General features: G+C 67.4%; 13 protein-coding genes. 3 read left to right on the top strand and 10 right to left on the bottom strand.

Features of this window, described 5'->3' with window-relative positions; all coding sequences use genetic code 11:
• The first annotated feature begins 97 nt into the window (after nt 1–97).
• Entirely contained in the window at nt 98–766 is a 669-nt protein-coding gene (locus EV653_RS37500; RefSeq protein WP_134110732.1) for a GntR family transcriptional regulator, read from the top strand.
• Nucleotides 767–868: 102 nt separating this feature from the next.
• Here EV653_RS37500 and EV653_RS37505 read toward each other — a convergent pair whose 3' ends face one another.
• The 8 genes from EV653_RS37505 to EV653_RS37540 are packed head-to-tail and all read right to left on the bottom strand — an operon-like array spanning nt 869 to nt 9679.
• Complete coding sequence (locus tag EV653_RS37505) at nt 869–2899, bottom strand: hypothetical protein (RefSeq protein WP_134110734.1); 2031 nt, start codon at nt 2897–2899, stop codon at nt 869–871.
• On the bottom strand, nt 2896–4110 hold the full coding sequence (locus EV653_RS37510; RefSeq protein ID WP_134110736.1) for an enolase C-terminal domain-like protein: 1215 nt from the start codon (nt 4108–4110) through the stop codon (nt 2896–2898). The genes EV653_RS37505 and EV653_RS37510 overlap by 4 nt, the downstream gene beginning before the upstream one ends.
• Entirely contained in the window at nt 4107–4934 is an 828-nt protein-coding gene (locus tag EV653_RS37515) for an SDR family oxidoreductase (RefSeq protein ID WP_134110738.1), read from the bottom strand. Before EV653_RS37515 ends, EV653_RS37510 begins: the two co-directional genes overlap by 4 nt.
• A gap of 10 nt (nt 4935–4944) precedes the next feature.
• Nucleotides 4945–5754: a carbohydrate ABC transporter permease gene (locus EV653_RS37520; RefSeq protein ID WP_134110741.1), complete on the bottom strand. Its 810-nt coding sequence runs from the start codon at nt 5752–5754 to the stop codon at nt 4945–4947.
• The gene (locus EV653_RS37525) at nt 5741–6667 is read right to left on the bottom strand and encodes a carbohydrate ABC transporter permease (protein ID WP_238160706.1); all 927 of its coding nucleotides are present in this window, start codon (nt 6665–6667) and stop codon (nt 5741–5743) included. The genes EV653_RS37520 and EV653_RS37525 overlap by 14 nt, the downstream gene beginning before the upstream one ends.
• Nucleotides 6664–7947, bottom strand: a complete 1284-nt coding sequence (locus tag EV653_RS37530; RefSeq protein WP_134110743.1) for an ABC transporter substrate-binding protein — start codon at nt 7945–7947, stop codon at nt 6664–6666. Before EV653_RS37530 ends, EV653_RS37525 begins: the two co-directional genes overlap by 4 nt.
• A gap of 17 nt (nt 7948–7964) precedes the next feature.
• The gene (locus tag EV653_RS37535) at nt 7965–8672 is read right to left on the bottom strand and encodes a FadR/GntR family transcriptional regulator (protein ID WP_202872003.1); all 708 of its coding nucleotides are present in this window, start codon (nt 8670–8672) and stop codon (nt 7965–7967) included.
• Complete coding sequence (locus EV653_RS37540; protein WP_202872004.1) at nt 8669–9679, bottom strand: DUF4185 domain-containing protein; 1011 nt, start codon at nt 9677–9679, stop codon at nt 8669–8671. The genes EV653_RS37535 and EV653_RS37540 overlap by 4 nt, the downstream gene beginning before the upstream one ends.
• 209 nt (nt 9680–9888) lie before the next feature.
• On the opposite strand from EV653_RS37540, the gene EV653_RS37545 reads away from it, so the two are divergent.
• Nucleotides 9889–10275: a phage holin family protein gene (locus EV653_RS37545; protein WP_134110747.1), complete on the top strand. Its 387-nt coding sequence runs from the start codon at nt 9889–9891 to the stop codon at nt 10273–10275.
• Between the two features lie 8 nt (nt 10276–10283).
• Nucleotides 10284–10688 (top strand): low molecular weight protein-tyrosine-phosphatase, encoded by a 405-nt coding sequence (locus tag EV653_RS37550; protein ID WP_370359359.1) that lies wholly within the window; start codon nt 10284–10286, stop codon nt 10686–10688.
• Here EV653_RS37550 and EV653_RS37555 read toward each other — a convergent pair.
• The gene (locus EV653_RS37555; RefSeq protein WP_134110751.1) at nt 10685–11896 is read right to left on the bottom strand and encodes a pyrophosphate--fructose-6-phosphate 1-phosphotransferase; all 1212 of its coding nucleotides are present in this window, start codon (nt 11894–11896) and stop codon (nt 10685–10687) included. The two genes, EV653_RS37550 and EV653_RS37555, sit on opposite strands and share 4 nt — an antisense overlap.
• Nucleotides 11897–11978: 82 nt before the next feature.
• Entirely contained in the window at nt 11979–12422 is a 444-nt protein-coding gene (locus EV653_RS37560) for an Lrp/AsnC family transcriptional regulator (protein WP_134110753.1), read from the bottom strand.
• Nucleotides 12423–12479: the final 57 nt, after the last annotated feature.

Genomic DNA, 12479 nt, shown 5'->3' on the forward strand with positions numbered 1-12479 from the left:
GTCATCGTGTCGGAAGTTATCCACAGGCCGGCGGCTGGGGTGGTCCGCGAACCGGGTCGCGCGCGACAACGGACCGGGTCTGGACGAGAATCACACCATGTACGAACGGCTGCGGGTGGACCGCTCGACCACGGTGGACCGGGTGGTCGACGCGCTGCGCGCCGCGCTGTTCGCCGGCGACCTGGAGCCCGGTACGCCGCTGCGCGAGCAGCCGCTGGCCGAAGCGCTGGGGGTCGCCCGGAGCACGATCCGGGAAGCGATGACGATGCTGGTCACCGAAGGTCTCGCGGTCCGCGAGCCGAACAAGGGCGTCAGCGTCGCGATCCTGCACCCCGAGGCGGTGGCCGACATCTGCCGGGCACGGTTCGTGCTGGAGTCGGCCGGGATCCGGGCCTGGTTCGACGCGGACGAGGCAGCTCGGGAGCGGGTCCGGGAGGCGATGCGGGTGTTCGCCGCGACCGCTAAGGATGGCGCGGACCCGGAGGCCTTGACCGAGACCCACCTCGCGATCCACCGCAGTCTGGTCGCGTTGACCGGCAGCGAGCGGTTGATCGCCACCGCCGACTCGATCACCGGCGAGGCCCGGCTCGCGCTCGCACGGGTGGATGCCTTGCGGCAGGACGCGCGCCAACAGGTCGCGTCCCACCGCAAGCTGATCCGGCTGCTCGAGCGGGGCGAGCTCGACGAATGCGTCGACGAGCTCCGCCGTCACCTCGAAGGCGCCCAGGAATCTCTCCTGGAAGCCATCGCCATGCCGCCCAGCTGATCCCATCTGAGGGGTCAACCCCGCAGCTTGTGGGTTCGGCCCCCAGAATCTCGGGGCCTAACCCACCATCGCAGGGGTTGACCCCTCAGATGGGGGTGCGGGTCAGGCCAGACCGTCGGCGGTGACGGTGTAGGTGGTGGAGCCGACGCGGAGGCCGATCAGCCGGGCGTCCGGGTCCAGCGCCGCGACCTGTGGGTTGGCAGTGACGGTGCCGTCGAGCGCTACCTCGATGCCGAAGATGCCCTCCAGGACCAGGCTGACCCAGGCGCCGGACGACGAGCAGGACCAGTCGATCAGGTACGGGAACTGCGGCGGGGACTTGGCTGCTCCACCGGCCATCGCCGGCTGCGCCTCCTCCACGAAGTGCGCCTGACCGCACGGGCCCTGGTTCGCCGTCTTCGCCAGCCCAGGCAGCCAGTCGAGTAGTACGTCACCGCGGCCGAGCGCGAAGAGCGCACGCCCTGCATCCGCCGGCCACGCCGGATACGCACCGTTCCATTGGTGATCAGGGCGGACGCTGAACGCAGCATCAGCGTCGTACGGCGACAGGGCGCGCATCCACGTCGGCGTCTGCAGCTCCTCCTGGAAGAACGACACCATCTCGGCGCACTGCGACTCGGACAGGTCGTCCGGCATCGTCGTAGCGATGAGGTTGAAGTCGTAGCAGTGCCGCACCGGTACCAGTGATCCGTCTGGTTGCCGGGCGTGCCAGAAGCCCTTGCCCTCGACGTACAACTCGTTGACGTGGCCGGCCTGTGCCGACGCCTCCTTGCGCAGCAATGCGGCGCGATCGGAGTCCCCCGACCGGTCTGCGATCTCAGCCGCGACCCGCATGCACCAGACGTTCGCAGCGTTGAAGCTGGCGACCTCGTGCACGTAGCTGCTCACGCACTCCATCAGGTTGTCGATGCCGCCGTAGTCCGCCAGCGCGTGCTCGCCGCGCAGACCACGCCAGGCGGTCGCCCAGTCGTGCACATGCTCCCCGACAGCCTTCGGACCGACCGTAGCGTCGAGGAACGTCTCGTCACCGGTGAAGCGGACGTAGTCGCGCACGAGTCTGGTCATGGCGAAGTCGTTGACCGAGTACCAGTAGCCAACCGGTCCGCCGGTCAGCCACTCGGTGCCGAAGTGCTTGTGGGTGTCGAGGCCGATCCAGTGCTCGATGTGTTTGCGCATCGGCTCCGGGTCCAGCAGCGCATGCGTCAACGACGACAAGCTGTAGTCCCAGATGAACGTCGTGGTCTGCCAGTACCTCGGCATCAACGTGTCGTAGGTCCGGCCGAGCACGCTGGCCGGGTTGTCCCTCCGGAACCAGATGACGCCCAGCACGCCCCACCAGTACAGCTTCTGCAGCGCCTCGTTCGACGTCTCCAGCACAGGCAAGGACCCGCTGAAGCCCTGGCTGGACGGGTCGAAAGCGTCGGCAATCGCCACATCCCACATGCTCTCCGCCACTGCAATCACCGCAGGTACGTCGGCCACACAGACGTCAAAGTGCTCCGCAGCTTCTTCCAACGACCCCGCCAGCACGTGCACATACGACAGACTCCCGCGCCCTGCCTCATCCAGAACCAGGCTCGTCTCGAGCATCCCCCTGTCCACAGTGCTGGGCACATCGAGGCCTTGCAGGCTCACAGCCGATCGGGACTCACCAGTGCCGACAACCCGACCGTCGACAGCTGACAGCGTGTTGGGCTCCGACGGCGGCTCCGGGCGCAACCATCCAGTCGACGAGCGAGTCGCCGTGCTCTCCAGTGCGAACCCCAGTTGGACCGTCCGGCCCGGTGCGCCAGACACCTCCACGTGTACGACGACGGCTGGGCGGCCCGGGGCGCAGGCCGTAGTGGTGCGGACGTGCAGGCCGTCGACGGTGGTGGAGCGAACGACGCAGTCCGGGCGCCACACGACCTCAACGGTTCCGCCGTACGAGCGTGCCAGCCGGCCGTCGACGTACAGCTGAGCGGTGATCGTGTCGCCGTGCGAGTACGGCGGGAAGTTCACGCTGCGGATCGCGACGACATCGTGGTCGACCTGCGCCGTACCCAGGAAGTTCGTCAGCCCGGGCGGGTTGAACATGTCGTCGTACGTGTGGGTGAGGACATCGCTGGCCAGGTCGGCACTGCGAGGAATCATGAGGGGTCGGCCCAATCGGTGTTCGGGAGCAGGGGGTACCAGTCCGGGCGCGCCGGATCGCGGTCGTACGGATAGGGACCGAGCTCGCGGAACAGTTCGGCGTACTCCGCCAGCTTGTCGCGGTCCAGCTCGACGCCGAGCCCGGGCCCGTCCGGTACGGCGATCGCGCCGTCGACGTACGGACGCTTGCCGCCGGCAATGATGTCGTCGCACAGGTGGTGGTAGTGCGCATCCGCGGCGAACGAGAGGTTCGGTACGACGGCGCCGAGGTGCAGCATCGTCGCCAGCTGGATGCCCAACTCGCCCGAGGAGTGCACGGCCACGCCCAGCTGGAAGGTCTCGCAGACACCGGCCGCCTTGATGCACGGCCGGATCCCGCCCCAGAACGTGGTGTCGAGCAGGATCACGTCGACCGCTGGATCACGCACGTTGGCCGCGAGCTGCTCGAAGTTCACGACGACCGTGTTGGTGGCGAGCGGGATCGGCGTGTTCTCGCGGACGCGGCGCATCCCGTTCAGGCCCCAGGTCGGGTCCTCGAGGTAGTCGTTGTCGAGGTCCTCGATACCGCGCGCGAACCGGATCGCCTCCTCGACACTGAACGCTCCGTTCGGGTCGAACCGGACACGATGGCCCGGAAACGCCTCGGCCAGCGCGCGGAAGCACTCGCGCTCGTAGTCGGGCGGGAAGACGCCGCCCTTGAGCTTGTGCACGCTGAACCCGTGCTCGTCGACAAGCGCGCGAGCATGCTCCACCAGTTGAGACGCGGTCCGGATCTCGCCGGTGCCGTCGTCGTTCGGGTGCCGGAAGAACAGGTAGCTCGCGAACGGCACGACGTCCCGCACCTTGCCGCCGAGCAGCTCGTGCACCGGTACGCCGAGCTCGCGACCCTGCAGATCCAGGCAGGCGAATTCGATTGCTGCGAGCAACTGAGTGCGGTTGTTGTACAGGCTCGCGGTCGGGTTGGCGAGCATCCAGCGCAACGCCTCGGTGCGTGCCGGGTCGTGCCCGAGCAGGTACGGCTTCAACCCGGCGACGGCGGCCTCCGCACTCTGCCCGCCGCCGCCCATCTCGCCCAGGCCGATCAGCCCATTGTCGGCCTCGACCTCCACCACGGTCCGTACGAAGCGTCCCCAGTGCGCCCCGTTGCTGTGCCGTAGCGGTGCCTCGAGTGGGACGGTGACCGTGGTGGCGCGGATATCGACGATCTTCACTTCGCGTCCTCCGGCAGTACGACGGCCAGCCCGGCGGTCAGCCCGCCGTCGACCTTCACATCCGCGCCGGTCACGAACGACGCGGCCGGTGAGGACAGAAAGTAGATGACCTCGGCAACTTCTCCTGGTGTCGCCACCCGGCCGAGCGGATGCGACCGGCCCCATTCGGCGACCACTTCGTCCGTCGACCGCCCACCGCCGAACTGCGCAGCGGATGTCCGCAGCATCGGCGTGTCCACAGAGCCGGGGCAGACCGCGTTCGCCCGGATACCGTCCGCCGCGTGATCCACGGCCATCGCCCGGACGAGGCTGAGCAAGGCGCCCTTACCCATCGAGTACGCCGCGACGCTCGTCTGCGCGGCGTACGCCTGGACGGACGAGACCACGACGACACTGCCACCGCGTGGCAGCTTGGGTACGAACGCCTGGCACGCGAAGAACACGCCGCCGACGTTGATCGCCATCACCTCGTCGTACACGGAGCCCGGCGTGTCTACGACGGTTCCGTACCGCTGGACTCCCGCGGCACAGACCAGCGCATCGACGGGTCCGGCCTCGGTGGCGATCGCGGCGAGAGCCGCGCGGTCGGCAACGTCCACGGCGCGTCCGGTCACGAGCTCACCGAGCTCGGCCTCCAGGGCGGCGAGCGCGGCGGCATCCCGATCGAGGGCGACCACCCGATCCCCCGCGGCGACGAACCGCTCGACTGCACCTCGTCCGATCCCGGCGGCTCCCCCCGTGACCACGACTGTGCGACCACCCCCCACCCCGCCGCCGGAGGCGGCGTTCTGTCCGCCCGAGGCGGCATTCGACTGCTGCGGCATATGGTTCCTTTCAGAACTGACCCAGGGCGAGGCCCCGGGAGAAGAAGCGTTGGGCGGCGAGGAACAAGATCACGGTCGGGAGCGAGACGAGCAGACCGCCGGCAAGCACAGTCGGCAACGAAGCACCGCCGTACGTGCTCTGCAGGCCGGTCAGCGCCGGCATGATCGGTCGGACCGAGTCGGACTGCGAGAGCGTGAGGCCGAGCAGCAGGTCGTTCCAGACGAAGGTCGCCTGCAGGATGAAGATCGCGGCCAGCGCGGACCCCGCCATCGGCAGGTAGATGCTGCGGAAGATCCGGAACAGCCCTCCGCCGTCGACCACCGCTGCCTCGAACACGCTCCGCGCGATCCCGGTGAAGAAGTTGCGCATCACGAACGCCGAGAACGGCACGCTGATCGCGGTGTACACGATGATCATCCCGACCCGCGTGTCGTACAGCCCGGAGTTCGCGTATCCGGAGAACAGCGGCATCAGGATCATCTGCAGCGGGAAGATCGTCCCGCCGAAGATGAACACGAACCACAGGAACCCACGCTTCAACCGCAGTACGACGATCGCGTAGCCGGCGGCCGCGCCGATCAGCACCGCGAGCACCGGCGCGATCACGCTGTACATCGTGGTCGCGACCAACGTGTCGCCGAGCGCGGCCTTGCTCCACGCGTCACCGAAGTTCGAGAACAGCGAGAAGCCGGCCGGCTTCCAGACCGTCTTCGCGTCGTACCCGTCGACGGACTTCGACGCGTTGACGACCAGCAGGTACACCGGCGCGAGCCAGATCAGGCCCAGCACCATCAGGAACGCTGTCTTAACCCTGCTCACGGGCGTCCCCCAACTGGTAGCGCAGGTACAGGATCGACGCGGCGAACGTGACCAGGCTGAGGAACAGCGCGATCGCCGCACCCTGGCCGTAGTCGTTCAGCACAAAGGTCTCCTTGTACATGGACAGCGCCAGCGTCTCGGACGACGTACCGGGCCCGCCCTGCGTCATCACCCACACCACATCGAACGTCTTCAGGCTGCCGACGATCGACAGCCCGATGACCACTGTCGTGATCGGCCGGAGCTGCGGCCAGAGGTGGTGGCGGAAGAGACTGAACCCCTCCGCACCGTCCAGCCGCGCAGCCTCCAGCGGCTCACCGGGGATGGACTGCAAACCGACCACGAACAGCAACGCATTCACGCCGGCCGCCTGCCAGGTGACCGCGACGATCATCATCAGCGTGTTGCCAGGACCTGCCTGCAACCAGCCCGTGTGGGCACCCGGTAGCCCGAAGAAGCCGAGTGCCTGGCCCAGTGCACCGTCCGGCTGCAGTACGAAGCCCCAGATGACACCGACAGCCACACCAGAGATCGCGTACGGCAGCAGGAACGGCAACCGCAGCCACGTGCCCCATTTGTGCCCATAGGTCAGTACTGCGATCAGCAGCCCGAGCACGACTGGCAGAGTCACCATGCCGACGACCCACAGCAGCGTGTTGACGAGCGCCCCGGTCAGATCGGGGTCGCTGAACATCGCCTTGTAGTTCGCCAGCCCGGTCCACACCGGCGACGCCAGCCCGTCGTACTGCGTGAAGCTGACGTACGTCGTCCACAGGAACGGCAGGTAGAGCAGCAGTGCGACCACGCCGGCAGCCGGTAGCCCGAACAGTGGCGCCATGCGGGCCCCGGTCCGGTCCGGGCGCTGAGTCCTCGCCCGGACCTTCACCGGTGGCCGTTCGATCGTGGAAGTCACTTCTGCTTGGCCCAGTACGCGTCCGCCTCGGCCTGGATCTTCTGCAGGCCCGGCATCGGGTCACCCGGCTTGGTCACGAACGCGCCGAACACCTCGAGCGCCTTGTTCGCGACAGGTACGGGCGTCGCCTCGAACCACCGGTTGATCAGCCGGTAGCCGTCACCGCCGACGTCCTTGTTCAGCGCCGCCAGGCTCGGGTCCTTGACCTCGGCCTTCGGGTTGAACGACAGGTCGCCGCGGGAGTTCGCCCACGCGGTCTGCGCCTGCGGCGTGACCCACCAGTCGGTCCACTTCTTCACCGTCGACGCGTGGTCGCTGGCCGCGGCCGAGCAGACCGGACCCGTCTCGAAGATCATCGAGGTCTTCGGCAGAGCGGGATTCACGTTCGGGATCACGAAGAAGTCGTAGTCGGTGCCGGCCTTCATCTTCAGCGTGTTCAGGTTGCCGCTGAACCAGGTGCCGAAGTTGATCATCGCGACGTCGCCGTTCTTCAGCTGCGCCTGCGGCTCGGTCTTCGAGCCCGGGTCGCTGAAGTAGCCGGCGTCGATCATCTTCTTCCACTCGTTCATCACCTCGACCACGCCGGGGTCGGTGTACTTCGCCTTGCCGGCGGCGAGCGCGTCGTACAGGTCGGGGTCCTTGCCCGCGAGCAGCGTCTCGAACCAGACGAACGAGAACAGGATGTTGGTCTGGTAGAACGGCTTCACGCCGATCGCCTTCAACTTGTCGGCATCCTTGAGCATGTCCGCCCAGGACTTCGGCGTGTCGGTGATGCCGGCCTTCTTGAAGACGGCCTTGTTGTAGTACATCACCCAGTAGCCCGCGTTCAGCGGCACGCAGTACTGCTTGTCGCCGTAGGTGAAGTACTGCTTGAGCTGCTCGGGAATGTTGCCATCGGCAATCGCCTTGGTCCACTGGTCGGTGGTGTCGGCGACGAGCTTCTGGTCCACCAGATCCTGAAGCTCCTTGCCGGTGTGCCAGGTGAACAGGTCCGCCTTCTCCTTGGTCCGGAACGACGACCGGATGAAGGCGGTGTACGTGTTCGAGTCGGAGTACCCGACCGGCTGCATGCCGACGCCGATGTCCTTCTTGCTGGCCGCGCCGACCTGGGTGAAGGCGTCCTTCCAGCCACCCTTGTCGTTGTAAAACTTCAGCGAGTCGACCGGCTTGTCCTCGCCCTTCTTCGGGGCGGCCGCTCCGCCACCTCCACAGGCGGACAGCGCGAGCGCGCCGGCGATCACCAGGGCAGCCAGCGCCTTCCGGTTGGTCTTGCGTTGCATTGGTGCGTCCTTCCAGCTCAGGGGTGCTGAAGTCGGTCATTGATGACGGTCAGTACGCCGTCAAGGTGTTCGCGGGTGAGTAGCTCGGCGAGATCTGAGTCGCCGGAGCGAACCGCTTCGTAGATCGCGCGGTGCTCGTCCAGGTCGGCCTGCCGGTCGCCGTGGATGTGCAGGATCTCCAGTTGCTCCCGTGCGTTAACGACGGTCACCGACTCGACCACCTCGGCCAGAGTCGCGTTGCCGGACGCCTGGGCCAGCGAGCGGTGGAAGTCCATGTTCACCTCGGCCAACCGGGCATGGTCGCCGGATGCGATCAGCTCAGCCGCAGTGGCCAGGTCCTGCTCCATCTGCTCGAGTGCGGCCGCGCCACGCGTCGCCGCGGCCAGTGCGGCAACAGGTGGCTCGATCAGCGCGCGAGCCTGCAGTAGCTCGACCAACCGGTCGGCACTGGGCGCGAGCGCCAGAGGGTTGGCCAGCACAAGTCGGCCCACGTTCGGACCGACGTACACACCGGAGCCGTGGCGGAGCTCCACTGCGCCGGTCGCCTCCAGTCGGCGGAGCGCCTCCCGGACGGTGGGTACGGCGACCTTGAACCGCTCGGCCAGCGACCGGACGGACTCGAACTGGTCACCGACCGACAGCTTCCGGTCGGCGATCAGCGAGAGCATTGACGTCGCCAGATCATCCAGGAGACTGCGGCGTACGACGCCACCCGGAGTGCTCACTTGGCGGCCACCAGCGTCACGGCCAGGAACCGCGGCCGGTAGATGCTCACGTCGCCGTACAGGTCGTCGCTGACGAGGCTGTTGACGTTGTAGCTCACCAGGAGCTCGTTGCCGCGGCGCAGGTCCGGGTGCTCGTGCGAGTTGTACGTGATGATGTTCCCACCCGTCTCCGGCGTCTGGTACAGCTCGACCGGCTTCACCCACGGACCGGTCGGCGAGCAGGAGAAGTACCCGACGACACGCTTGCTGAACAGCTCCTTGGTGTCGTGCGTGACCAGCAGGTAGCCGTCCTTGAAGCTGGTGACGCTGTGCTCGTTGGCCACCCCCTCGAGCACGCGTGCCGAGGCGCTCTCGTCGGATGACCAGCCGGAGCCGGTCCAGTACTCCCACGGCTTCGCCGTCAGGTCATCACCACGGACGCGAGCGACGTGCTGGTACTTCGAGGCGCCCAGGTCCTCGACCCCGTAGATGTAGGTGTAGCCGCGATCGCGCAGCAACCAAGCCGACCACTGCACATTCGCCGCCGAAGGCAGTGGCGTAAGGGATTCGAGCTTCAAGGTCTTGCTGTCGAAACGGGCGAGGTAGTTGCTGGCCCAGTGCCAGTCCCACTGACCGGTGCCGGTCTTCACGAAGCGCAGCGCGACCACATCGAGGTCTCGGCCCGCGTGGCTGGTCTGCGCGGCACCGACCCAGTACCAGCCGTCGGACGGCGGCGGGATGAGCGCCGTCGGGTTGGTCGACGTACCGCCGGTGACCGTCTTCAGGCTCTCGCCCTGCTGGATCACGAACGAGTTGTTGATGAACGGCGCGGTCGTCGGGCGACTGCCGTCGGGGTTCACCGGTCCGAGGAACGTGTCGGAGAAGATCCACGCCGTCCGTCCACCGGGGAGCGCGACGGAGTACGTGCTGTCCGCTCCGGTCCATCCCTTCCCGGTGTTGCTGTAGGCGTTCAGGAGCTGCTCGGGCGCGGCGTGCGGGGTCGTCCGGGCGGTCCAGTTCGTGCTCACCGCGCTGCAGCTCGACGGGGTGGCGGGGGCGGCGGAGGCGGCAGGCATACCGAGGCCCGCTGCCGTGAGAGACAACGCGACAACTGCTACCAGGGGGCGCGACATGAAAATGATCAGATCACTTGGTCATTTTCGCTGTCAAGACCCAGGGTTGGATCAGGGTGTGTACCGAGCGTGGTTGCTACCGCGTGGATGGGAGGATCGACGCCATGAAGAACTTGATCATCAGGCTGCTGGCCAACGCGGTCGCGCTGGCAGTGGCAAGCTGGCTCGTGGCCGGCATCACCCTGCAGGGTGCGACCACCGGCAAGCGCGTGCTCACGCTGCTGATCGTCGCCGCGATCTTCGGTGTCGTGAACGCGATCGTGAAGCCCGTGGTGAAGGTGCTGTCGTTCCCGCTGCTGATCCTCACGCTCGGTCTGCTGACCTTCGTGATCAATGCGCTGATGCTGTGGCTGACGTCCTGGATCACCGGCAAGCTCGACGTCCAGTTCCACGTGAACGGCTTCTGGTCCGCGCTGTTCGGCGCGCTGATCATCACGATCGTCGGCATGATCATCAACGTCGTTCTGCCGGAGAAGGCCGAAGTCCACTAGTGCGGCACGTGGAGATCGTCTGCACGGGGAACATCTGCCGGTCACCGATGGCCGAGGTGGTCCTGCGGGCCAAGCTCGCCGACGCCGGGATCGACGACGTGGAGGTGACCAGCTCAGGCACCGGCGGCTGGCACGTCGGCGACCCGATGGACCCACGCGCCGCAGCCGCACTGCGCCGGCGCGGGTACGACGGCAGCGCGCACCGGGCTCGCCGGTTCGAGCGGGCCGCGGATCTCACCCTCGCGATGGACTCGGGGCATGTCGCCGAGCTGAGCCGCCGGGGTACGACGGCGCAGCTGTTCGCGGCGGACGACGTACCGGATCCGTACTACGGCGAGGACGACGGCTTCGACGTGGTCCTCGAACAGATCGAGAAGGCGGCCGACCAGTGGGTCGGCCGCCTCAGCCACTAGGCCTGGCCGATCCCCGACTTCAGGCTGACGAACCAGTCGACCGTCGGGTCGAACTCCTTGCCGCCGGCGATCCGCGGGAACTCGATCGCGCGCAGCTCGTCGCCGCGCTCCTCGTCGTGACCGACCACGCCGCTCTCACCGCGGAGCGCGGCGTCGACCGCGTAGTCGGTGCACTCCTTGATCAGCGCGAGGTCGCGGTCGTTGGACGCGGCCGAGCGGCTGAAGTACCCGCTCTTCTGCACCATGGTCTTCTCGGCACCGATTCGCTCCGCGAACTGCTTCGCGAACCACGCGCCCGGGTTGATCGTGTCCAGCTTCACGTGCCCGAACGGGTCCCGCGGGACGTCCTCACCGCGGGCCTCCAGCTCGGCCACGATCGACGGCACGCCGGCGCCCTCGGACAGGAAGATGTTCACGCAGTCCTCGGAGTCCATCACCTTGCGCAGCCGCTCGGCCTCGGCGTCCAGGTCGATCGTTGCCTCTGGCACATACACGGCGTGCACCGACCAACCGGCCTTGTCCAGGCCGATGCCGGGGTTCCACTCCTGCTCGTCGACCCACTGCTGGTACTCCCGAGCCGTTGCCGCGGTCAACCATCCGCAGTTCCGCCCCATCACCTCGTGGACGATCAGCATCCGCGGGTTCGAGCTGTGCTCGGCGATGATGTTGCGGGCGAACAGCGCGCCCTGCTCGGCCGCGGTCCACGCGCCCAGGCTCTGCCGGATCGGGATCACGTCGTTGTCGATGGTCTTCGGCAGACCGACCACGGTCAGGTCGTAGTCGTGCTCGTGCAGGTACGCCGCGAGGTCGGCGGCCGTGGTGTTGGTGTCGTCACCGCCGATGGTGTGCAGTACGTCGACACCGTCCGCGACCAGCCGCTCGGCGGCGACCTGGAGGGCGTTCTGCCCGTCCTGGATCAGGCCGCGCTTGACCAGGTCCGCGGTGTTGGTCAGCTTGACCCGGCTGTTGCCGATCGGGCTGCCGCCGAACTTGTGCAGCAGCGAGGCCTTCTCCCGCACCTCCGGCGTCACGTCGAGGAACCGGCCGCTGAGCAGACCGTGGTATCCGTTCAGGTAGGCGATGATCTCCACGTCGGGCGCTACCTCGGTGTAGCGCTCGATCAGCCCGCCGACGGCGGACGACAGGCAGGGCGCAAGCCCGCCGGCGGTGAGCAGGGCAACTCTGCGGACAGACTTGTCGGCAGCCATGGGCCAGGGTCCTTCCGGGGAACGTCGCTGTGAAGTCGGCACCAGACTAGTGATGCAGACCACTCCCGACGGTGGTTGGGGTTCACCCAGCGGACAAGGGCACGCTGCGTGGCGGGACCGGGGTCGAGACGATGAACGAGCTCGTGGTCTGGCCGTGCACCAGGAACTTGTCCAGAACGTCCTCGAGCGCAGCGATCTCGGCGACCTGGACCCGCATCAGGAAGCAGTCCTCACCGGAGATCCGGTGGCACTCGACGACTTCCGGCGTACGACCGGCGAGCTCGATGATCTTCGGGATCTGGTTCGGCCCGGGGCGTAGCCGGACCCAGGCGGCGACCGGGCGGCCGAGCGCTGCCGGGTCGATGTCGACGCGGTACCCGCGGATCACGCCCGACTCCTCCAGCCGCGCGACCCGCTCCCGCACGGTCGGCGTGGAGACGCCGAGCCGGCGCGCCAGCTCGGTGGTCCGCAGCCGCGGATCGGCGATCAGCTCGTCCAGGATGCGGGTATTGAGCTCATCCGGCATCTGGCTTCTCGTTTCGGTAAGCAAAACCGCCTCCTAGGCTCCGATCTGCCATAGAAA

Origin of the sequence: Kribbella pratensis (genome assembly GCF_004365355.1) — a bacterium.
Lineage (GTDB): Bacteria > Actinomycetota > Actinomycetes > Propionibacteriales > Kribbellaceae > Kribbella.